20 protein-coding genes and 1 riboswitch are annotated in these 22409 nt (G+C 67.7%); of the genes, 9 read left to right on the plus strand and 11 right to left on the minus strand.

The window, feature by feature from the left end; translation table 11 throughout:
- From A3M1_RS0111560 to upp, 3 genes are all read right to left on the minus strand, one after another.
- Positions 1-504 carry a hypothetical protein gene (locus A3M1_RS0111560; protein WP_018389134.1) on the minus strand — a complete coding sequence of 168 codons (504 nt, stop codon included), beginning with the start codon at positions 502-504 and terminating at the stop codon, positions 1-3.
- 134 nt (positions 505-638) lie between these two features.
- Positions 639-1844 carry an agmatinase family protein gene (locus A3M1_RS0111565; protein WP_018389135.1) on the minus strand — a complete coding sequence of 402 codons (1206 nt, stop codon included), beginning with the start codon at positions 1842-1844 and terminating at the stop codon, positions 639-641.
- A 114-nt stretch (positions 1845-1958) separates the two neighbouring features.
- Positions 1959-2074: riboswitch (guanidine-I (ykkC/yxkD leader) on the minus strand.
- Between the two features lie 81 nt (positions 2075-2155).
- On the minus strand, positions 2156-2818 hold the full coding sequence (upp, locus tag A3M1_RS0111570) for a uracil phosphoribosyltransferase (RefSeq protein WP_018389136.1): 663 nt from the start codon (positions 2816-2818) through the stop codon (positions 2156-2158).
- Positions 2819-3035: 217 nt separating this feature from the next.
- Here upp and A3M1_RS0111575 point away from each other — a divergent pair, with 217 nt between their 5' ends.
- Complete coding sequence (locus A3M1_RS0111575) at positions 3036-4304, plus strand: GTP cyclohydrolase II (protein WP_018389137.1); 1269 nt, start codon at positions 3036-3038, stop codon at positions 4302-4304.
- A 167-nt stretch (positions 4305-4471) separates the two neighbouring features.
- The gene (locus tag A3M1_RS0111580) at positions 4472-5698 is read left to right on the plus strand and encodes a URC4/urg3 family protein (protein WP_018389138.1); all 1227 of its coding nucleotides are present in this window, start codon (positions 4472-4474) and stop codon (positions 5696-5698) included.
- Positions 5699-5837: 139 nt separating this feature from the next.
- Here A3M1_RS0111580 and A3M1_RS0111585 read toward each other — a convergent pair whose 3' ends face one another.
- On the minus strand, positions 5838-6800 hold the full coding sequence (locus tag A3M1_RS0111585) for a tripartite tricarboxylate transporter substrate binding protein (RefSeq protein WP_018389139.1): 963 nt from the start codon (positions 6798-6800) through the stop codon (positions 5838-5840).
- Between the two features lie 342 nt (positions 6801-7142).
- Here A3M1_RS0111585 and A3M1_RS0111590 point away from each other — a divergent pair, with 342 nt between their 5' ends.
- The 4 genes from A3M1_RS0111590 to A3M1_RS0111610 all read left to right on the plus strand — a co-directional run bounded on the left by A3M1_RS0111590 (position 7143) and on the right by A3M1_RS0111610 (position 11590).
- Positions 7143-8249: an ABC transporter ATP-binding protein gene (locus A3M1_RS0111590; protein WP_018389140.1), complete on the plus strand. Its 1107-nt coding sequence runs from the start codon at positions 7143-7145 to the stop codon at positions 8247-8249.
- Positions 8250-8300: 51 nt separating this feature from the next.
- Entirely contained in the window at positions 8301-9608 is a 1308-nt protein-coding gene (locus A3M1_RS0111595; RefSeq protein ID WP_018389141.1) for a PotD/PotF family extracellular solute-binding protein, read from the plus strand.
- Positions 9609-9748: 140 nt separating this feature from the next.
- The gene (locus A3M1_RS0111605) at positions 9749-10600 is read left to right on the plus strand and encodes an ABC transporter permease (protein WP_018389143.1); all 852 of its coding nucleotides are present in this window, start codon (positions 9749-9751) and stop codon (positions 10598-10600) included.
- A 159-nt stretch (positions 10601-10759) separates the two neighbouring features.
- Positions 10760-11590, plus strand: coding sequence for an ABC transporter permease (locus tag A3M1_RS0111610; RefSeq protein ID WP_018389144.1), 831 nt, complete (start codon positions 10760-10762; stop codon positions 11588-11590).
- Between the two features lie 33 nt (positions 11591-11623).
- Here A3M1_RS0111610 and A3M1_RS0111615 read toward each other — a convergent pair whose 3' ends face one another.
- A complete protein-coding gene (locus A3M1_RS0111615; protein WP_018389145.1) occupies positions 11624-13099 on the minus strand; it encodes a PAS domain-containing methyl-accepting chemotaxis protein in 1476 nt (491 codons plus the stop codon).
- 202 nt (positions 13100-13301) lie between these two features.
- Here A3M1_RS0111615 and A3M1_RS0111620 point away from each other — a divergent pair, with 202 nt between their 5' ends.
- On the plus strand, positions 13302-13592 hold the full coding sequence (locus tag A3M1_RS0111620; protein ID WP_018389146.1) for a hypothetical protein: 291 nt from the start codon (positions 13302-13304) through the stop codon (positions 13590-13592).
- Between the two features lie 38 nt (positions 13593-13630).
- Here the strand turns inward: A3M1_RS0111620 and A3M1_RS0111625 are convergent, their stop codons facing one another.
- From A3M1_RS0111625 to A3M1_RS0111645, 5 genes are all read right to left on the minus strand, one after another.
- Positions 13631-14392 (minus strand): ABC transporter permease, encoded by a 762-nt coding sequence (locus A3M1_RS0111625; protein WP_198291130.1) that lies wholly within the window; start codon positions 14390-14392, stop codon positions 13631-13633.
- Positions 14393-14402: 10 nt separating this feature from the next.
- Positions 14403-15332 (minus strand): ABC transporter ATP-binding protein, encoded by a 930-nt coding sequence (locus A3M1_RS0111630; protein ID WP_026221281.1) that lies wholly within the window; start codon positions 15330-15332, stop codon positions 14403-14405.
- Positions 15329-16531, minus strand: coding sequence for an ABC transporter permease (locus A3M1_RS0111635; protein ID WP_018389149.1), 1203 nt, complete (start codon positions 16529-16531; stop codon positions 15329-15331). The genes A3M1_RS0111630 and A3M1_RS0111635 overlap by 4 nt, the downstream gene beginning before the upstream one ends.
- On the minus strand, positions 16528-17451 hold the full coding sequence (locus A3M1_RS0111640; protein ID WP_018389150.1) for an ABC transporter substrate-binding protein: 924 nt from the start codon (positions 17449-17451) through the stop codon (positions 16528-16530). The genes A3M1_RS0111635 and A3M1_RS0111640 overlap by 4 nt, the downstream gene beginning before the upstream one ends.
- Positions 17452-17549: 98 nt before the next feature.
- On the minus strand, positions 17550-17771 hold the full coding sequence (locus tag A3M1_RS0111645; RefSeq protein WP_018389151.1) for a cysteine rich repeat-containing protein: 222 nt from the start codon (positions 17769-17771) through the stop codon (positions 17550-17552).
- Between the two features lie 228 nt (positions 17772-17999).
- On the opposite strand from A3M1_RS0111645, the gene A3M1_RS0111650 reads away from it, so the two are divergent.
- Together A3M1_RS0111650 and A3M1_RS0111655 are read left to right on the plus strand one after the other, a co-directional pair.
- A complete protein-coding gene (locus A3M1_RS0111650) occupies positions 18000-18995 on the plus strand; it encodes a TIGR03885 family FMN-dependent LLM class oxidoreductase (RefSeq protein ID WP_018389152.1) in 996 nt (331 codons plus the stop codon).
- Between the two features lie 21 nt (positions 18996-19016).
- Entirely contained in the window at positions 19017-20621 is a 1605-nt protein-coding gene (locus A3M1_RS0111655; protein ID WP_018389153.1) for an alpha-amylase family glycosyl hydrolase, read from the plus strand.
- Between the two features lie 54 nt (positions 20622-20675).
- On the opposite strand, the gene A3M1_RS0111660 is transcribed toward A3M1_RS0111655, so the two are convergent.
- Positions 20676-22343: an alpha-amylase family protein gene (locus A3M1_RS0111660; RefSeq protein WP_018389154.1), complete on the minus strand. Its 1668-nt coding sequence runs from the start codon at positions 22341-22343 to the stop codon at positions 20676-20678.
- Between the last annotated feature and the right edge of the window lie 66 nt (positions 22344-22409).

Raw genomic sequence — 22409 nt, forward strand, 5'->3', positions numbered from 1 at the left:
TCAACTCTGCGCGAGGGCGCGCACCTGCGCCAGCGTTAGCGGCAGAGCGGCGGCGCCGTCGAAATAGACGAAGCGCAGCGTGCGCCGGCGTGAGGTCATGGCGGCCGGCAGCGGGTCGTAGCGGAAGCTGCCGCCGCCCAGATGCGGCATCACCGCGCCGATATCGGTGGTCTCCCCGGTCTCCACCCGCAGCAGGCTGACGCGCGTGCCCTCCACTGTCACCGCGTCGAACGGCACACGGGCGAGGCGCAGGAAGCTGGTGGGGTCGCTGGCGCTGGCGAAGCCTTCGACGAAGGCCTTTTCCACCAGATCGAGATCGGGCTCGTGGCCGGGTTCCTCCGCCGCTTCCGGCGGCTGTGGCAGATGCGGCGTCTGCCACTGCGCCGCCGGGCGCGGCGAGTGGCCGTGATTATGGCCATGGGCGTGGGCGTGGGAATGCGTCTCGGCATGGGAATGCCCGCCGGCGCCGTGGTCATGGTGATGATGGTCGTGGCCGCGATGCATGTTTTAAGCCTTCTGCGTGCTTCGAGGCCGCCTGCGGCGGCACCTCAGCATGACGATGTCGGTTCCGGGTGCATCGTCATCCTGAGGTGCCCGGGCCTCGCCCGGGCCTCGAAGGATGCTCGTCCGAGAGCCGATCAGTAATTCACCGGCTTGTCGATCATGTGCTTGTGGCTTCCCAGCTTGCCATGGGCGAGCATGGAGCCGAGCGCTTCCACCACCACGCGGGTGGCGAACAAGGCGGTGATGTCCGACGTGTCGTAGGGCGGTGAGACTTCCACCACCTCCAGCCCGCACAGGCCTTCCGCCGCCACCAGGCCGAGGATCTTCAGCGCCTCGCGCGGCAGGAACCCACCCGGTTCCGGCCAGCCGGTGCCGGGCACGAAGCCGCAATCGATGCTGTCGACGTCGAAGGAGATGTAGACCGCGTCGGCGTCCTTCCACGCCAGCTCCAGCGCGATTTCGGCCGCCTTCTCCAGCCCGATCTTCTCGATATCGTCGATGGTCAGCACATTGGTGCCGCGCTTGCGCGCCTCCTGCACGCCATAGCGCGGCACCTGCCAGCCGCCAATGCCGAGCTGCACGAGGTTCTTGGGCGAGACATTCGGCAGGTTGGTCGCCCAATACCAGGGCGTGGTGTGCATGCGCTCGTCGAGATCCTTTTCCTGGATGTCGATATGCCGGTCGAAATGGATGATGCCGATGCGCTTGGAGGTGCATTCGGCAATGCCGCGCACGCAGGGAAAGCCGATGGAATGGTCGCCACCGAGCATGATCGGCAGCGCGCCGGAGGAGAAGACGTGGGAGACGCCCTTCGAGATCTGGTCGAAGCTCTTTTCGAGATTGGCGGGAATGGTGAACACGTCGCCGGCGTCGCACAGCGTCATCTGCTCGCGCAGATCGACGCCCAGCTCGTAATTATAGGGGGTGTAGAGCGCGGAGATGCGGCGGATGCCCTGCGGCCCGAACCGTGTGCCGGGGCGGTAGGTGGTGCCACTGTCGAAGGGAATGCCCAGCACGGCGGCGTCATAGCGGCCGACATCGCGGACATTCTCGACGTAAGGGGCTTTCATGAAGGTGTTGATGCCGGCGAAATGCGGCAGCTCGCCGCGCGCGAAGGTCGGGATCGACTTGTCGGTGATCGAATCCGCGCCGGGCAGGCCCATGTCGAGCGCCCATTGCTGCTCCTTGCGCCAGCCATCCTCGGAGAGCTTTTCCTCCGCCTCCAGCGCCCTCCAGCCCTGCATGCCCCGGATTTCGAAATTGGGGTGATGAAGGCGCTGCCGCTGCGGGGCGGGGGCGAGGCCGGCGAACCGGCGGGCGCGCGTGAGGGAATGACGCATGCTGGACGGGTGAGGCATGTCCTGTCTCCGTTCGTCGAAGGGCCTTGACGGCCTTCGCTGAGGAGACCCCGGCGCGCACGCGGAAGGGTCTTCGCCGCGAATGCCGCCGCGCGAGCCTCCCGGGCTTTTGTCCCGCCGTGGACCGGGCCCTTTCAGGCGTGCCCGGCTGCCCCTCTCGGACCAGCGCACCGCGACAGCGTCACGGCACCGGAACCCTAGGGACATTTGCGTTCAGCCTAGATCGGTCCGGCGCCGGGGAGAAGCCCCGATAAGCGGCAATTGCCCGCGCCGGCGCCGAAAGTTCGGGCGCTTTATTTGGTGCCGAAGATGCGGTCGCCGGCGTCGCCGATACCCGGCACGATATAGCCGTGGTCATTGAGGTGGCTGTCGACCGCCGCCGTATAGACCGGCACGTCGGGATGGGCGTCGTGCAGCGTCTTCAGCCCTTCCGGCGCGGCGATGAGGCAGACGAACTTCACCGACTGGCAGCCTGCCGCCTTCACCTCCGACACCGCCGCCGCCGCCGAATTGCCTGTCGCCAGCATCGGGTCGAGAATGATGGCGGTGCGCTCGGAAATATCGCGCGGCAGTTTCAGATAATATTCCACCGCCGCCAGCGAGACCGGATCACGGTACAGCCCGACATGGCCGACGCGCGCGGCCGGCAGGATTTCCAGCATGCCCTCCAGAATGCCGCCGCCGGCGCGCAGCACCGAGACGAGGCACAGCTTCTTGCCGGCGAGGATCGGCGCCTGCATCGTGGTGAGCGGCGTCTCGATCTCGGTCATCTCGGTGGGCATGTCGCGCGTCACCTCATAGGCCAGCAGCATGCTGATCTCGCGCAGCAGCAGCCGGAACTCGTTGGCCGGGGTGCGCGAGCGGCGCATCAGCGTCAGCTTGTGCTGGATCAGCGGGTGATCGACGACGACAATGTTCGGCGGCAGGGCGGCCTTGGGGCTGGTGGGCGCGTTCATCTCGGCGTCGTCCTCGGGGTGGGGGCGGTCTGCGGCAACGTGCCGGAGCCTGCCATTGGCGTCAGGATAGCGCGAAATCCGATACAAGAAACGGACCATCCCGTCCGTTTTTTAGCCCGGCTGGCGCGATGCCCCCTTGCGGAAGGCGCTTTTTCACGCTCACATACGTTGCTTCCAGGACGCCGGCGATGTCCGCCGGACGCGAAGCGAGCCAATCATGTCCGTCAATGCCAGTGCAGGCGGTCGTTCCCGCAATCATATCGTCCTCACCTCCCATGGCGCGCCCACCGGCGTCGCCGCCGACGGCCCGGTGCTGAACTGGGGGGCGCCCGACCCCGCCTTGCGCGGTCCTGTCGTCGCCACCCTCACCGAGATGAAGCGGCGCAACGCCATCGGCACCCATGCCGGCGGCTATGCGGTCTATCGCGCGCTGGCCATCGCGGCCGGTGCTTTGCCGGCTGATTTCAAGGCCGACCTCACCAACACCGCGCCCTCCGACATTATCGGCCCGCATCCGCAATGGGGCGATCCGGGCAAGATCGTCTCGCTCGACCCGTTCGGCCACATGATCGGCGAGGCCTTCGGCGCCCAGGTGGCGGGCGGGCTCGATGTGCGCCCGAGCATCGCCATCACCCGCGCCCATATCGACATGCCGGAAATCCGCGATGCGCTGCGCGCCGGTCGGCTGAAGATCGACGGCGACATCATCGGGCCAAAGGGCGATGTGCGCGTGACCAAGGCGGCGATCGAGCCGGTCTGGTACCTGCCGGGCATCGCCGCGCGCTTCGGCGTCAGCGAGGGCGCGCTGCGCCGGGCGCTGTTCGAGCACACGGGCGGCATGTTCCCCGAGCTGGTGACGCGCGGCGACCTCAAAGTGTTCCTGCCGCCGATCGGTGGCATGACGCTGTATCTGTTCGGCGACCCTTCCAAGATCGGCGACGGCGTCACCCCGCTCGCCTGCCGGGTGCATGACGAATGCAACGGCTCGGACGTGTTCTCCTCCGACATCTGCACCTGCCGGCCCTATCTCGCCCATGGCATCGAGATCTGCGTGGAGATGGCGCAGCAGGGCGGCGTTGGCCTCGTGGTCTATAACCGCAAGGAAGGCCGCGCGCTGGGCGAGGTGACGAAGTTCCTCGTCTACAACGCCCGCAAGCGGCAGGAGGGCGGCGATTTGCCCGAGACCTATTTCAAGCGCACCGAATGCGTCGCCGGCGTGCAGGACATGCGCTTCCAGGAGTTGATGCCGGACGTGTTCCACTGGCTGGGCATCACCAGGATCGACCGCTTCGCCTCGATGAGCGACATGAAGTTCAACGCGCTGGAGCGCGCCGGCATTGAAGTGGGCGAGCGGGTGGCGATCCCCGAAGACCTGATCCCGCCCGACGCCCGCGTCGAGATGGAGGCGAAAGTTTCCGCCGGCTATTTCAGCGGCGGCTTCCAGAGCCAGTTCGACGCCACGCAAGGGCGGGCGCTGGAGGAGTAGGCGTCGCTACCCCCATGACAGCGTCATGGCCGGGCTTGGCCCGGCCATCCACGCCTTGGGTTTGGACGCGGCGGAGCAAAGTCATGGATCCCCGGGCCGAGCCCGGGGATGACGGTTGATTTCTCTCCGTAGGGAGAGTGCTGTTTTCGACGAGGATGTTGCCTTCGATGATCCCCCCCGAACTCGCCGCCCTGCGCTCGCCCGCCGCCGTGCGGGCGCGCAGCCATCAGGTGCTCGATTATGTGCGGGAAGGCCGCTCGCCGCATTTCACGCTCGATCTCGCCGCGCTCGACGGCGTGGCGGATTATGTGGCCGAGGTGACGCGGCAGGACTATCCCGGCCTCGACATTCCCTATCACAGCCGCTGGCGGCACTTCGACGCCGGCGGGGTGGCGCGCTGGGAGCGGCTGGCCGCCCAGTTGGAGGGCGTCGACGCCGCCGAGCGGGCCCGCACCATGATCGACCTCGCCGTGGTCAGCGTGCTGCTCGACGCCGGCGCGGGCGACGCCTGGCGCTACCAGGAGGAGGGCACCGGCCTCACCATCGGCCGCTCGGAAGGGCTGGCGGTGGCGAGCGTGAACATGTTCGCGGCCGGCGGCTTCTCCGCCGATCCCGGTCTGCCCCTGCGCGCCGACGCATCAGCGCTGGTCGCGCTCGATGCCGGCACGCTCGGCCGGTTCTTCCAGGTGTCGGAGGAAAATCCGCTGGTCGGGCTCGCCGGGCGAGCGGCGCTCTTGAACCGGCTCGGCCAGGCGGTGGCGGCGCGGCCGGATGTTTTCGGGCCGGCCGGGCGGCCGGGCGGGCTCTACGACACGCTGGCGCCGCAGGCGCGGATCGGCCGCCTGCCGGCCGAGGCCATTCTCAAGGCGCTGCTCGACGGGCTCTCCGTCATCTGGCCCTCGGGGCTGGAAGTGGCGGGCGTGGCGCTGGGCGATGTCGGGCGCCACCCGGCAGTGCGGATGGACGATCTCTCCGACCAGCTCGTGCCTTTTCACAAGCTGTCGCAATGGCTCACCTATTCGCTGCTGGAGCCGTTCGAGGCGTCCGGCCTTGCCATCACCGAACTCGATGCGCTGACCGCCCTGCCGGAATACCGCAATGGCGGACTGCTGATCGACCTCGGCGCGATCGTGCCGCGCGCCCCGCTCGATCCGGCGGTGAAGCACCGGGTCGAGTCGGAGATGGTGGTGGAATGGCGGGCGCTCACCGTGGCGCTGATGGACCTCCTCGCCGACCGGGTGCGCGAGCGGCTCGGTCTCGATGCCTCGCAATTCCCGCTCGCCAAGCTGCTGCAGGGCGGCACCTGGACGGCGGGGCGCCGCATCGCCGCCGAGCGGCGCCCGCCCGCCGGCCCGCCGCCGCTCGCCATCGACGCCGACGGCACGGTGTTCTGAAAGGGCTTCTCCCTCTCCCCGTCGGGGAGAGGGTTGGGGTGAGGGGCGTGCAAAGGTGCCATGACCCCTCACCGACCCGCTTCGCGGGCCACCTCTCCCCCATGGGGAGAGGGAGGGCGACGGATGAGCGGCCTCTGCCTCAGTCCAGCTGCGCGCCTGATGCCTTCACGATCGGCGCCCATTTGGCGATTTCCTTCTTCACATGCTCGCCCAGCTCCTCCGGGGTCGAGCCCACCGAGACGGCGCTGAAATCGGCGAGGCGCGCCTGGACCTTCGGGTCGGCCAGCGCCTTGTTGGCGGCGGCGTTCAGCTTGGCGATCACCTCGGGCGGCGTGCCGGCGGGGGCGAAGACGGCGTTCCAGGTATAGGTTTCATAGCCCGGCACCGCCTCGGCGATGGCCGGCAGGTCCGGGAAGGAGGGCGCGCGCTTGGCGGTGGTCACGCCAAGTGCCCTGAGCTTGCCGGACTTGATGTGGCCGGTGGAGGAGGGGAGGTTGTCGAACATGATCGGCACCTGCCCCGACAGCACGTCGATCAGCGCCGGGCCCGCGCCCTGATAGGGAATGTGCTGCATGTCGACGCCCGCCATGCTCTTGAACAATTCGCCCGAGAGATGCAGCGGCGTGCCATTGCCTGACGAGGCGTAGGAATACTTGTCCGGGTCCTTCTTGAGCAGCGCGATCAGTTCCTCGGTGGTCTTGGCCGGGAAGTCCGGGTTCACCACCAGCACGTTCGGCACCACCACCAGCAGCGACACCGGGGCGAAGCTGGTGACGGGGTCATAGGGCATCTTCTTGTAGAGCGTCGGGTTCAGCGCGTGGGTCGCGACCGTGCCCATGAGGATGGTGTAGCCATCGGGCGTCGCCTTGGCGACCTGCGCCGCGCCGAGATTGCCGCCGGCGCCGCCCTTGTTTTCCACCACCACGGGCTGGCCGAGCTCCGCGCTCATGCGCTCGGCGATCAGCCGGCCGACCAGATCGGTGGAGCCGCCGGCGGCGAAGGGAATGACCAGCGTTACCGGCCGGTTGGGAAAATCCTGCGCGCCGGCGGTGCCGGCTGCGAAGAGCGTGGCCATGGCGGCGGCGATGAGTGTGCGTATCATCCGGCGATCTCCCTGATCCCCGCGCGCCATGCGCGGGCGTGCCTCTGCGGGCTATGGATCTATCTAGAGTGCGGCATCGCCGCGTCACGCTCAATCCGTCATGCGTCGCAGGCCGGCTGGTGGTGCGCGGTCCGATCTGGGCAAGGATTTGGCCACACCGCCGGCGTTCTGCCTCTTCGCTAGGCAATCGCGCGGCGCGTGGGGTACTCTGTTCCGCACGCAGACAGCGCCGGCTTCCGGCGAGCGAGACAGGCCGTGATTCGCGGCAGGGTTGCCCCGACTGGCATATCGCTTGCGAGAAGCACCGCCTGTTCGCAGCAGCAGGGGAGCCATGCCGATCCCATGAGCAAGGGCGCCGACATTGAACTCATCGACGTCACCAAGCGCTACGGCGCGGCGCTGGCGGTCGACCGCGTCTCGCTGAAAATTCCGGCCGGCACCTATTGCTGCCTGCTCGGCCCTTCCGGCTGCGGCAAGACCACCACGCTGCGGATGATGGCCGGCCATGAGAGCATCACCGAAGGCGATATCCGCCTCGGCCCGACCGTGGTGACGGATTTGCCGCCGGCCAAGCGCGGCACGGCGATGATGTTCCAGAGCTACGCGCTGTTCCCCCATCTCGACACGGTCGACAATGTCGCCTTCTCGCTGAAGATGAAGGGGGTCGACAAGGCCTCGCGCCGCGCGAAAGCCATGGAGATGCTCAAGCTGGTGCAGATGGACCATCTGGCCGAGCGCCGCCCGGCCCAGCTTTCCGGCGGCCAGCAGCAGCGCGTGGCGCTGGCGCGGGCGCTGATCACCGATCCGCAGGTGCTGCTGCTCGACGAACCGCTCTCCGCCCTCGATCCCTTCCTCAAGATCAAGGTGCGGCAGGAGCTGAAGAAGCTGCAGCTGCAGCTCGGCATTTCCTTCATCCATGTCACCCACAGCCAGGAGGAGGCGATGGCGCTCTCCGACCTCGTGGTGGTGATGAATGGCGGGCGGATCGAGCAGGCGGGCACGCCGCGCGAAGTGTTCAACCGCCCCGCTACCGCCTTTGTCGCCCGCTTCATGGGCGACCATAACGTGATCGCCGGGCGCGTGACCGCGATCGGCGCCGAGGACGTGACCTTCGAGGTGCCGGGCGGGGCCTCCTTCCGCGCGCCGGCGGGGCCGGAACTGGCGCCGGGCCTGGAGCCGGGCGCGCCGCTGGAGATCGCCGTGCGCACCGACCGGGTGACGCTCGGCGCCGGGGCGATGCCGGGCTGCGGCCTCACCGGCCTCGTGCAGAACATCGAATATCATGGCCAGAAGGTGCAGGTGGCGCTTGCCGCCCCCGGCGTGGCGGAGTTCGCCGTGCAGGTGCCGGAAACCGCCTTCTTCGCCGCCCCGCTCAGCATCGGCGATGCCGTGCCGCTTGGCTGGACACCGCAGGACGTTCACATCCTTCAGCCTTCGCCTTCCGCCTGACACCAGACACATGGGCGGCTCACCCCGCCGCACAACGCTCGGGAGACTGCAATGAGCAAGAAGACCACGGATCGTACCGGAGCGTCTGGCGCCAAGGGCGTCAGCCGCCGCGGCCTGCTGAAAGGCGCGGCGGCGCTGGGCGGCCTTGCCGTTGGCGGCCAGGCCGTCACCGGCTTCCCGACCGTGTGGGCGCAGAACCCGATCACGCTGCGCCAGTTCGGCACCGGCGTGTCGAACCTCAACGCCATCGCCGAGAAGTGCAAGGCGGACCTCGGCATCACCCTGCAGATGACCGCGCTGGATTCCGACGCCGTGTCGCAGCGCGTGGTGACGCAGGCCAACTCCTTCGACATCGCCGACATCGAATACTGGATCTGCAAGAAGGTGTTCGCCGCCGGCACGCTGCAGCCGATGGATGTCGCCAAGATCAAGTATTACGACCAGATCGTGCCGATCTTCACCACCGGCAAGCTGACCCCGGAGTCCAAGATCGCGCAGGGCACCGCGCCGAACACGGTCAGCTTCGTCGACGGCCCGGATTCCAAGAAGTTCGCCCCCGCGCCGACCCAGTGGATGACGCTGATCCCCACCATCTACAACGCCGACACGCTGGGCATCCGCCCCGACCTCGTCGGCCGGCCGATCAAGAACTGGAAGGACATTCTCGACCCCGCCTTCAAGGGCAAGACCTCGATCCTCAACATCCCGTCCATCGGCATCATGGACGCGGCGATGATCTGCGAGAGCGCCGGCATCGTGAAATATGCCGACAAGGGCAACATGACCAAGGCGGAGATCGACATCACCATCGATTTCCTGATCAAGACCAAGCAGGCCGGCCAGTTCCGCGCCTTCTGGAAGACCTTCGACGAGAGCGTGAACCTAATGGCCTCGGGCGAGGTGGTGATCCAGTCCATGTGGTCGCCGGCGGTGGCGGCGGTGCGCTCCAAGGGCATTCCCTGTGTCTACCAGCCGCTGGAAGAAGGCTACCGCGCCTGGGGCGGCGGCCTCGGCATCGCCAAGCACCTCAAGGGCGCGCAGCTCGATGCGGCCTATGAATATATCAACTGGTACCTCTCCGGCTGGGTCGGCGCCTATCTCAACCGGCAGGGCTATTATTCCGCCGTGCTCTCCACCGCCGAGAAGAACATGACGCCGGACGAATGGGCGTTCTGGATGCTCGGCCAGCCGGCCAAGACCGACATTCTCTCGCCCGAGGGCAAGGTGATGTACACCGCCGGTGCGGTGCGCGATGGCGGCTCGTTCAAGGAGCGCATGGGCGCGGTGGCCTGCTGGAACTCGGTCATGGACGAGGACCGCTACATGGTCCGCCGCTGGAACGAGTTCATCGCCGCGTGAGGCGGGCGACGCCGTCATGGCCGGGCTTGGCCCGGCCATCCACGCCTTTGTTAGGGTGGGCGGCGAAGAAGACGTGGATCCCCGGGCCAAGCCCGGGGATGACGTTCAGCAGGATTGAAGCCGCTCATCGGAAGCCCCGCATGACCCTGTCCCGGATCGCACCCTATCTGCAGGCGGCGCCACTGACGCTGATCCTGGCGGCGTTTCTCGTGCTGCCGATCGCCACCATCGTGATGGTGAGCTTCTGGGACTATGACTCGATCCAGATCTTCCCGGATTTCGTCTTCACCAATTACGAGGAGACGATCACCTCGCCGGTGACCTGGCGCACCTATCTCAACACGCTGAAATACACCGTCATCGTCTGGGCGGTGACGCTGCTGGTCGGCTTCTGGGTCGCCTACTACCTCGCCTTCCATATCCGCTCGGCGACGATGCAGATGGTGCTGTTCCTGGTCTGCACCATTCCGTTCCTCACCTCGAACATCATCCGCATGATCTCGTGGATCCCGTTCTTGGGCCGCAACGGGTTGCTGAACCAGAGCCTGATGACGATGGGCCTGATCGACCAGCCGCTGGAATTCCTGCTGTTCTCGGATTTCGCCGTCGTGCTGGCCATGGTGCATCTCTACACGCTGTTCATGGTGACGCCGATCTTCAACACCTTGATGCGGATCGACCGGGCGCTGATCGAGGCGGCGCGGGACGCCGGCGCCAGCGCCTTCCAGATCCTCACCAATGTCATCATCCCGCTGGCCAAGCCCGGCATCGCCATCGGCTCGATCTTCGTGGTGACGCTTGTGATGGGCGACTTCATCACCGTGCGCTTCATGTCGGGGGGGCAATCGGCCTCGGTCGGGCTGATGATGGCGAACCAGATCGCGCTGCTGCAATACCCGGCGGCGGCGGCGAATGCGGTGATCCTCTTGGTGCTCGTGCTGCTGCTGGTCGCCGCCATCCTGCGCATCGTCAACATCCGCAAGGAGCTGTGAGATGGCGGGAATGGCGCGCGCGACCCACATCCTTCGAGGCCCGGGCGATGTCCGGGCACCTCAGGATGACGTTGAGCCGGGGAGGGCAACGGCCCGTCATGCTGAGGTGCGAGCGACAGCGCGCCTCGCAGCACGCAGGCCCTTGCGGAGGATCAGCCGATGACTTCCGAAAAGCGCGGCCCCGGCTTCTACGTGCTCACCGCCTTCTTCATCCTGTTCGTGCTGTTCCTGTACGGGCCGCTCTCCACCATCTTCATCCTGTCCTTCCAGGGGCCGAATGGCGGGCTCACCTTCCCGATGAACGGGGTGTCGCTGCGCTGGTTCGAGAACCTGTTGTTCGAGCAGCAGGCGGTGGGCGATTTCGGCGGCGCCTTCTCGCGCTCGCTCCTTCTCGGCCTGATGACCATGCTGACCACGGTCGTGGTCTCGCTGCTGGCCGGCCTCGCCTTCCGCCGGCGCTTTCTCGGCAGCGGGCCGCTGTTCTATCTCACCATCGCCAGCCTGATCGTGCCCTCGATCCTGATCTCGCTCGGCATCGGCCTCGCCTTCAACGTGTTCGGGCTGGAGCCGGCCTGGTACTCCTCCGGCTTCGGCGCGCATCTCACCTGGACGCTGCCCTTCGGCCTCCTCATCATGTTCGCCGTGTTCAACCGCTTCAACCCGGCCTATGAGGAAGCCGCGCGCGACCTTGGCGCCAGCCCCTGGCAGACCTTCGCCCATGTGGTGCTGCCGATCATCCTGCCGAGCCTCATCGGCGTCGGCCTGTTCGGCTTCACGCTTTCCTATGACGAGTTCGCCCGCACGCTGATGACCTCGGGCAGCTTCAACACGCTGCCGCTGGAAATCTACGGCATGACCACCAATGTCACGACGCCGGTGCTTTATGCGCTGGGCACGGTGACGACGCTGTTCTCCATGGCGGTCATCCTCATCGCGCTGGCGACCATCGCCGTGCTGCGCAAGCGCCGGGCGCGGCGCCTCGCGGGGTAAGGCGCCGCGCGGCGACGGGCGGGCGAATCCGCCTCACGCGATCTCGCGCGAGACGGTGCGCAGTTCCTGCGTCGCGTGTTCCACATGGCGCGTCGAGGCCGCGATGGCCGCCATGCTCCGTGTGATGGAGGCGACGCCGTGCGCGGCGTCCTGCATGCTGTGCGACATGTCCTTCGCCACCGCCGATTGTTCGTCGACGGCGGCGGCGATGCCGGTCGAGATATCGTTGATGCCGCGGATCCGGTTGCCGATGGCGGCGAGGGCGGCCACGGCCTCCTGCGTGCGCTGCTGCACAGCGGCAATCTGCGTGGCGATTTCGTCGGTAGCGTGGGCTGTCTGGCCGGCCAGGCTCTTCACCTCGGTCGCCACAACCGAGAAGCCGCGCCCGGCCTCTCCCGCCCGCGCCGCCTCGATGGTGGCGTTCAGCGCCAGCAGATTGGTCTGGGAGGCAATCTGCTTGATCAGGTCGATAACCTGGCCGATCCGCTGCGCCGCCTCGGCGAGGGCGGAGACGACCTCGTTGGTGCGCTCGCTCTCGGTCACGGCGTCGCGGGAAATATCCAGCGCAAGGCCCAGCTGGCGGCTGATCTCGGCCACGGAGGCGGAAAGCTCCTCGGCGCCGGAGGCCACCGCATTGATGCCGCCGGCGGTCTGCTCGGTGGCCGCCGAAGCGCTCGCCGCCTGGCGGCTGGTATCGGAGATTTCCTGCGCGATGCGCTCGATATCGACGCTCATCGAGGTCTGCGTCGCTTCCCGCCGCCGGCGCTGCATCACCTGCGCCGTGGTGTCGGTGGCGAACTTCACCACCTTGGTCAGCTGGCCAGCCGCATCGTAGACGGGGTTGTACGAACCCTGGATCCAGACGTCCTGGCCGTTCTTGGCGACGCGCCGGAATTCGCCGGCCTGGAACGTGCCGCGCCCGAGCTCGGCCCAGAAGCTGCGATAGGCCGGCGTCTCGCGCTCCTTCGGGTCGATGAAGATCGAATGGTGCCGGCCGCGAATCTCGTCGATCGTGTAGCCGAGCGCATCGAGGAAGTTCTGGTTCGCCTCCAGCACATAGCCATCCGGCGTGAACTGGATGATCGCCTGCGAGGTGCTGGCGGCGCGAATGATGCTCTCGCATTCCGCCTGCACGGTCTTCTGCTGGGTCACGTCGGCGGCGACTTTGATGACTTTGATGACCTTGCCGCCGACCATGATCGGGTTATAGGTCGCCTGGAGGAAAACGGCCCGACCACCCTTGGCGACGCGCTGGAACTCGGCTGACTTGAACGTGCCGGCGCGCAGATCCTCCCAGAAGCTGCGATAGGCGTCGCTGGCGCGCTCCTCCGCCGTCAGGAACAGAGCGTGCGGCTGGCCGGCAATGTCGGCCAGTTCGTAGCCCATCAGGCCGAGAAAATTGCCGTTTGCTGTAGTGACCCGGCCGTCCGGCGTGAACTCGATCACCGCGAGGGAGCGATCTAGCGCGTTCAGGGTAAGCTGGGCGTGATTGCGCGACAGAAGGTGCATGCGACGGGCTCCATCCGCCATCCTCGTGCGGCGGGTGGTGATCGATAGATGCGCAGGCTTGCTCCGGGATTGCGTGTCGTGGGCGGTTCACGCCGCTTTGCCTGTCGTCGCGCGGGGGATTTGCTAGGATGCCGCAACGGCCCGCCGGACGGGCCGGATGTCGAACCCGCCCGGGTGCGACGAGAGCTTTCGGGAGCCCCATATGCGAAGCGTCCTCTTCCTGTCTGCCGCGCTCATCCTTGCCGCCGTCCCGGCCTCGGCCCAGGAAACCCCGCGCTCCACCTCCATGAGCTGCGCGGCGGTGGCGGCGCTGGTGCAGGAGCGCGGCCAGGTGGTGTTCGACACCGGCGGCGGCGACCTCAGCCGCGTCGTCTCCAATCCCAGCCTGTGCATGGCCTCCGATGGCGGCGCGCCGAGCTGGATTCCCTCGCAGGACCAGAGCCAGTGCCTCGCCGGCTATCGCTGCCAGGAGCGCTCGGGCCACGGCAACTAGAGCGTTTTCGGCGCCTTTCCGCCCGGTGAGGCGCGGGCCTAATTCGGGCGCTGCGGCAGCGCCCGCTGGGCCTCGCCGATGGCAAGGTCGACAGTGACGGCGAACAGCGCCACCAGCACCGTGCCCTGCAGCACGAAGGCCGGATTGTCGCCTGACAGGCCGTCGATGATCGGCGAGCCCAGCGTCAGCGCGCCGACCGTCGAGCCGATGGTCGCGGTGCCGATGCCGATCGTCACCGAGGTGCGGACGCCGGCGAGGAGGATCGGCGCCGCCAGCGGCATTTCGATCCGCCATAGCCGGCCGGCGGGGGAAAAGCCGCTGCCATCCGCCGCCTCCAGCACGGCGGCCGGCACGCTGCTCAGCCCCGCCATGCCGGCGCCCATCACCGGCAGCACACCATAGAGCACCAGCGCGAAGGCGGTTGGCAGCGCGCCATAGCCAAGGCTCGGCACTGCCAGCGCCAGCACGGCCACCGGGGGAAAGGTCTGGGCGAGCGCGCCGAGCCGGTCCAGCGTCGCCGCATAGGCGCGGCCGGCTGGCCGTGTGGCGAACAGCGCGGCGGCCACACCCATCGCGATGGCGATGAGGCTTGCCGCTCCCGTCAGCAGAGCGTGCGACGCGACCAGCTCGGGAAAGCTGGCCCGCGTATAGACCAGGCGCGTGCCCGCGGGGAACAGAAAGCCGAGATGCGGCGCCAGCCCGTCCATGCCGAAGGTGAGGGCGAGGAAGACCGCCCCGACCCACACGACCGGGCGGCGGGCGAGGCGCCCCGCCGTCCGCATCACCGACATCATCCTCATGGCCGCCGTCTCATGGCCGGACCAGATCGGCAAGGTCCAGAACACCGCGCGTGCCATCGGCGAGGCGGCGCACGGGCAGCCGCGAACAGCCCTCCGCCACCATGCGCGCCAGCGCCGCCTCCAGGGTGGCGTCCATGTCGATGGGTTCGCGCTCATCCGGGGACGCGGCGGCCTGCGCCCGATCGCCGACCCGCAGCGCCTTGAGCCGGTTGAGCCCCAGCAGCGGCCCACCGAAGAAGCGCGCCACCGCGTCCGTCGCCGGCTGGGTCAGCACCTGCGCCGGCGTGCCGGTCTGCAGGAGCCGTCCCTGGTCGAGAACGGCAAGGGTGCCACTGAGGCGGATCGCCTCCTCCACATCATGGGTGACGAGCAGGATGGTGGTGCCGGTCCGTTTCTGGATGGCCATCAGGCTGTCCTGCAGCCCGCGCCGCGTCGGCGGGTCAACCGCGCCGAACGGCTCGTCCATCAGCAGCAGCTCGGGCTCGCCGGCGAGTGCCCGCGCCACCCCGACGCGCTGCTGCTGGCCGCCGGAAAGTTCGTCCGGGTAGCGTCGGGCATGCCGGCCGGGCGGCAGGCCGACAAGGTCGAGCAGCTCGGCCACCCGCTCGCCAATCCGTGCCGGCGACCAGCCGAGCAGGCGCGGCACGGTGGCGACATTGCGCTCCACCGTCCAGTGCGGGAACAGGCCGACCGACTGGATGACATAGCCCATGCGCCGGCGCAGCTCGACCGGGGGGATATTGGTCACATCGGCCCCATCGAACCGGATGCTGCCCTCATCGGCCTCCAGCAAACGATTGGCCAGACGGAGCAAAGTGGACTTGCCGGAACCCGAGGTTCCCACTAGCGCGCACAAGCTTCCCCGCGCCACGTCGAGCGTCACCTCGTTGACCGCCCTCGCCCCGCCGAAGCTTTTGCAAACACCCTCGAACCGGATCAATTCTGCGGCCTCCGCAGGAGGAAAAGAGTGAGGCCGCGCAAGGCGGTATCGGCGATCAGGGCGAGCGCGATTGCCGAGAGCGCGCCGAGCAGGACAAGGTCGGCGGCCGTCTGTCCGAGTCCCTGGAAGATGAAGGTGCCGAGCCCGCCGGCGCCGATCAGCGCCGCCAGAACCGCGAGGCCGATCAGCTGCACCAGGGTGAGCCGCAGCGTCTGCAGCAGGGTCGGCAAGGCGAGCGGAATCAACGTATGGCGGACGATCTGCCCCCGCGTCATCCCCATGCCGAGAGCCGCCTCCACCACCGTGTTCGGCACGGCGGAGAGACCGGCATGCACGCCGCGCGCGACCGGCAGCAGGCCGTAGAGCCCCAGCGCCAGGATCGCAGGAAAGGGACCGATTCCGGCGATTCCCAGCGACCTAAGCGCCGGAAATAGCCCGGTCAGCACCGTCAGCGGCCCGATCAGAAGCGCGAACAGCGCCAGAGAGGGGATGGTCTGCACGATGTTGAGCGCCGCAAAGACCGGCCCGGCCCGCCGCGGCCGCCGATAGGCCAGCAGCCCGATCGCCCCACCTGCGACCAGCGCCAGAGCGAGGCCCGAGCCGGTGAGCTGGAGATGGCGCAGCATTTCGTCCAGATAGGCCTGCTGGCGCACGGCATATTCCCGCGCCAGCGACAGCTGCGCCAGGCGACCGCTGGCGATGAGCGCGGCAAGGCCAAGCAGCGTGGCGAGGAGCGGCAAAGCCTTGCCAGCCCGGTGGGTCTCCCGCTCGGCGCTGTCGGCCAGCAGGAGCAGCCCGGCCACGAAAAGGGTCCAGAAACCGGCGCCGAGCGATACCCGCGTCAGCCGGCCGGCGGCGGCGGCCTGTTCGCTCGCAGTCATCCCCGCCAGCGCCAGCGCCAGCACCATCAGGGTGCCGGCGGCCAGGCCGATCAGGACGCGCTGGAAGCGCAGCGCCGGGCGTGCCGCGAGCAGCGCGATCACACCAAGGATCGCCAGCAGGCTCGCGGCCCCGCCGGGCCCCGCCGCTTGCCACAGGCTGAGGGGAGTGCCCGACAGCAGGCGGTTGGGCGCCACCACGACGAAGCCGCCCAGCAGCAGGGCCACGAGGGCGAGGGCTGAGATGAGCAGGGGCAGGACATCGAGATTCGCACCGGCGCGCCGGGCAGGTGCCGGCTCCCGCCCGGCCGGGCGTCTCACCCGAGCAGCCCCTGCGCCTTCAGATAGGCCTCGGCGACCGCGCGCGCGTCGAGCCCTTCCAGCTGCACCTGCGCGTTGAGCTGCTGCAGAACTGGCAAGGTGAGGCCGGCAAAGGCCGGGGCGAGCAGCGCGGCGATCTGGGGATAGGCGTCGAGCACCGCTTTGCGGATCACCGGCGCCGGCTGATACACCGGCTGCACCTGCTTGGTGTCCGCCATCACCTTGAGGTCGAGCGCGGCAATGGCGCCGTCGGTGCCATAGACCATGGCGGCATTGACCCCGGAGGTGCCTTCCGCTGCCGCCTTGATGGTGGCGGCGGTGTCGCCGCCCGACAGCACCAGCAACTGCCCGCCGGAAAGCGTGAAGCCATAGGCGCTCTGGAAAGCCGGCAGCGCCGCCGCGCTCTCCACGAATTCGGCCGAGGCGGCGAGCTTGACGTTGCCCTGCTTCGTCCAGCGGGCGAAATCCTCCAGCGTCGCCAGCTTTTCACGCGCCGCCACATCGCCGCGCACCGCGATGCCCCAGGTGTTGTCGGCCGGTGCCGGGGCGAGCCAGACGAGGCTATTGGCGGCGTCGAGGTCACGGGCCTTCTCATAGGCCGCCCTGGCGTTCTTCCACACCGGATCGTCCGCCATGGCGAAGAAGAAGCCGGCATTGCCGGTATATTCGGGGTAGATATCGATCTCTCCCGCCAGCAGCGCGGTGCGCACGATCTTGGTCGGGCCGAGCTGCAGACGCCGCGTCAGCGGGATGCCGGCATGTTCCAGCACCAGCGCGATGATGTTGCCGAGCACCGCGCCCTCGGTGTCGATCTTGGAGCTGACGACCACGGGGCCGGCGGCACGCGCAAGCGCCGCCGGCACAAGGGATGCGATGGCAGCGGTTGCCAGCAGGCGGCGACGGCTGATGGATGCGACCATGGAAACCCCCGGGCTAGATGGTGTCGAGATGCTGCCGACAAAAGCCGGCGCGGGCTCGATTGTTCCACCATCCGCACCATGGGCAAGCTGAAAAGGCCTCAGCCCTTCATCTTCTGCAGCGCCTGGGCGCAGCCGACCGACATTTCCTTGCCGTGCGCCTTGAGGCACTGGATGATCTTGCCGCCACCGGGGGGCACGTTGGGGCACAGCCGTGCCACGTCCGCCTTGCAGTATTTGGCGAGGTCGTTCTGCTGCGCCTGTGCGGCGCTGCCGGCCGCAAGGGCCACGAACATCGACAGTCCCATGATGAGTGCGCGCATGTGGGGCTTCCTTCCCTGGTGCGGATCTTCTTCCGCTTATCGACCGCCACCATAGACGTTTCGCGCCGTCGCGTGGATGGCGAAGTTTGGGCGGTTCGGCTTCGCATCCTGCGTGCGTCAGGCCGAGCAAACAGCACGAGGAAACACTTGGCCACCTGGGGCGTTCTCCTCCCACCCCCCGTGCGGGACGAGCCCGCCCGACCCTCCAGCCTCACCGGATCATCACACATGCGCGCCGAGCCAGCCGCCCGCCTTCGCATCGGCTATCACGCCTCGCACGAACAATTCGCCCCGAGCGCGCTGCTCGGCTGCGTGCAGGCGGCGGAACAGGCGGGCTTCGATGCGGCCATGTGCTCGGACCATTTTGCCCCCTGGAGCGCGCGCCAGCCTCATTCAGGCTTCGCCTGGAGCTGGCTCGGCGCGGCGCTGGCGACCACGTCGCTGTCCTTCGGCGTCGTCACCACCCCGATCGGCCGGCGCTACCACCCGGTCATCACCGCCCAGGCGGCCGCGACGCTGGCGGAGATGTTCCCCGAGCGGTTCTGGATGGCGCTGGGTTCCGGCGAGGCGCTGAACGAGCGCGTGACCGGCGAGCGCTGGCCGGCCAAGGCGGAGCGCGACGCGCGGCTGCGCGAGGCGGTCGACATCATGCGCGCTCTGTTCGCTGGCGAGACGGTGAGCCGGCGCGGCGGTCTGATCGATGTCGAGGAGGCCCGGCTCTATACCCGGCCGAACGTGCCGCCGGCCTTCATCGCTGCCGCGCTGACGCCGGAAACGGCGCGCCGGGCGGGGGCATGGGCGGATGGCCTCGTCACCATCAACCAGCCGCTGGAGCAATTGCGGGCGATCGTCGATGCCTTCCAGGAGGGCGGCGGCGAGGGCAAGCCCTTGTCCCTCCAGGTTCATCTCTCCTATGCCGCCACGCTGGACGAGGCTCGCGCCAGCGCCCATGACCAATGGCGTTTCAACACGCTCACTTCCTCGGTTGCGGCCGAGCTGAAGCTGCCCGAGCAGTTCGACGCCGCCACCCGCCACGTGCGGGCGGAGGACCTCGACGACAGCATCCTGATCTCCAGCGATCCCGGCTGGCACGCCGCGCGGCTGGCCGAATGCGCCGAACTCGGCTTCCGCGACATCTACCTTCACAATGTCGGGCTAAACCAGCGGGCGTTCATCGAGACGTTCGGTGCCCTCGTGCTTCCCCAGCTGCGGGGCGGGGCCTGACCAAACCTTCAGGAGGCGCGGATGGCGCAGACACAATGGTGGCAGCGCGGGATCTTCTATCAGGTCTATCCCCGCTCATTTCAGGACACGAATGGCGATGGCATCGGCGATCTCGATGGCATTCGCGCCCGGCTCGATTATCTGGTCGCGCTCGGCATCGACGCGGTCTGGATCTCGCCGATCTTCCCCTCGCCCATGGCCGATTTCGGCTATGACGTCGCGGATTATTGCGGCATCGACCCGATGTTCGGCGACCTCGACGCCTTTGATCGGCTGATCGAGGAGGCGCATGCCCGCCGGCTCAAGATCGTGCTCGATTTCGTACCGAACCACACGTCGGACCAGCACCCGTGGTTCGCTGAGAGCCGCGCCTCGCGCGAAAATCCCCGGCGCGACTGGTACATCTGGCGCGACCCCGCGCCCGATGGCGGGCCGCCGAACAACTGGATGAGCAATTTCGGCGGGCCGGCCTGGACCTATGACCCCGCCAGCGGGCAATATTATTACCACGCCTTCCTGACGCAGCAGCCGGACCTGAACTGGCGCAACCCGCAGGTGCGCGCCGCGATGCACGACGTGCTGCGCTTCTGGATGGCGCGCGGCGTCGATGGCTTTCGGGTCGATGTGATCTGGCACCTGATGAAGGACGCCAATTTCCGCGACAACCCGCCCAACCCGGAATATGGGCCGGGCGACGCCGATATCCGCCGCTTCCTGCAGACCCGCTCCACCGACCAGCCGGACGTGCATGCGATCATCGCCGAGCTGCGCGCTGTGATCGACGAATATGAGGACCGGGTGCTGATCGGCGAGATCTACCTGCCGATCGATCGGCTGGTCGCCTATTACGGCGAGAATCTCGAAGGCGCCCATCTGCCGTTCAATTTCCAATTGATCCACGCCAGCTGGAGCGCGCCTCGCCTCGCCGAGCTGATCGCCGACTATGACGCGGCGGTGCCGGAAGGTGGCTGGCCGAACTGGGTGCTGGGCAATCACGACCAGCCGCGCATCGCCTCGCGCATCGGTGCCCGCCGCGCCCGGGTCGCGGCCATGCTGCTGCTCACCCTGCGTGGCACGCCGACCATGTATTATGGCGACGAGATCGGCATGGAGAATGTGCCGATCGCCACCGAGGATGCTCACGACCCCTGGGAGAAGAACGAGCCGGGGCTCGGCCTTGGCCGCGATCCCGAGCGCACGCCGATGCAGTGGGACGCCTCGCCCAATGCCGGCTTCACCAATGGCCGGCCCTGGCTGCCGCTGGCGGCCGACTTCACCACGCGCAACGTCGCCGTCCAGCTGGAACAGCCCGCCTCGCTGCTCGGGCTCTATCGCGACCTGATCGCCCTGCGCCGCGCCCATCCGGTGCTGCATGCCGGCACCTATCGCAAGATCACCGCGCTGGGCGATGTGCTGGTGTTCCTGCGTGAGAGCGCCGAGGAATGCGTGCTGGTGGCGCTGAATCTCGCGGGCACCGTGCAGGACGACATCCCGCTGCCGCCCGGCACCCAAGGGCGGGTGCTTCTCTCCACCGAGCCTGACCGCCCGCGCGAGGAGAGGGTGGAGGGCCACCTTTCCCTGCGGCCCCATGAAGGCGTCATCGTCGCGCTCGACGCCCGGCTTTGAACCAAGGAGAGAACGCAACCGATCAGCCTGCGTCGCAGGCTGATCGGTGTGGCTCTAAAGTTCTGTGCGGCGGAAGGCGTAGTCGAGACCGCCCATGCGGAACCAGCGGTAGCCATAGGGTTCGAGCGTGATGGCGTGCCGGCCCTTGCCGTCCGCCTCGCTGTGGCTGTCCGACAGCAGGTTCACAAGGCGGTTCGGCTCGCCTTCCGGCGGCGTGAGCTTGAACTGCACGCTCAGCCCCTCGGGGTGGAAATTGTGCAGGAACACGGCGACATTGTTGCGCCACTCATAGCGCAGGCACAGCACCGCGTCGTGGCCGACATCGACGATCTCGAAAGCGCCCCAGCCGATTTCCTGCGTCTCCTGGCGGGTGCGGATCATCCGTTCCATCCAGTTGAGGAAGGATTGTGGGTCGCGGCGCTGGTCGGCGACGTTCACCTGCTCAAAGCCATAGGCCCCCTCGGAGATAACGGGCAGATAGGTCTTCTCCGCCGCGCTGAAGCCGCCCTGCGGCTCGTTCGACCATTGCATCGGCGTGCGGGCGCAATAGCGCTCGGGCAGGCCGAGATCGTCGCCCATGCCAATCTCGTCGCCATAGCGCAGCACCGGCGTGCCGGGCAGCGACAGCATGAGGCTGTAGGCCAGCTCCATCATGCGGCGGTCGCCCTTCAGCATCGGCGCGAGCCGGCGGCGGATGCCGCGATCATAGAGCTGCATCGATTTGTCCGGCCCGAACGCCTGGAACACCTGCTCGCGCTGCGCCGGCGTCAGCCGGCCGAGGTCGAGCTCGTCATGATTGCGCAGGAACAGGCCCCATTGCGCCGTCGCATAGTCCGGCCTTGTCGCGTTCAGCGCCTTCACCAGCGGCTTCATGTCGGCGCTGGCCAGGGCGTAGAACAGCGACTGGTTGACCTGGAAGTTGAACATCATGTGCATGCGGTCGCCGTCTTCGCCGAAATACTTCTTGTCGTCCTCGGGAAGAATGTTCGCCTCCGCCAGGATGATGGCGTCGCCCCGCCGCCACTGCAGGAATTCGCGGAAGGTGCGCAGCATGTTGAAATGCTCGATCGGCTTACCGTCGATGTCGGCGCCCTTCTCGGCGATGACGAAGGGCACGGCGTCCATGCGGAAGCCGGAGACGCCGAGTTCCAGCCAGAACCCCATGATGCGCAGGATCTCCGCCTGCACGTCGGGGTTGGCGGTGTTGAGGTCAGGCTGGAAGTCGTAGAAGCGGTGGAAATAATATTCCTTAGCCGCCTTGTCATAGGTCCAGGTGGTCTTCTGCACGCCGGGAAACACCATGCCCTCATTGGCATTCTTCGGCTTGGTCGTCGACCAGACATACCAATCGCGGTACGGTGAATCCGGGTCGGAGCGGGCGGATTTGAACCAGGGATGCTGGTTCGAGGTGTGGTTCACCACGAGGTCGATCAGCACCCGCATGCCGCGCTGCCGGGCGGCGTGGGTGAACTCGACGAAATCGCCCAGCGTGCCGTAGCGCGGATCGACGCCGTAATAATCGGCGACGTCATAGCCGTCATCCTTCCCGGGGGAGGCCTGGAACGGCATCAGCCAGATGGCGGTGACGCCGAGCCCGTGCAGGTAATCAAGCCGCCGCATCAGGCCGCGGAAGTCGCCGACGCCATCGCCGTTCGAATCCATGAAGCCTTCGACGGAGAGACAATAGACGATGGCGTTCTTGTACCAGAGGTCGGTGATCACGCGCGCGCTCCCGTTGAGATACCCCGGGCGCAACGCCTCACATGGCGCGCATGTTCCTCTCCCCGC

The organism is Ancylobacter sp. FA202 (genome assembly GCF_000380205.1).
Taxonomy (GTDB): domain Bacteria; phylum Pseudomonadota; class Alphaproteobacteria; order Rhizobiales; family Xanthobacteraceae; genus Ancylobacter.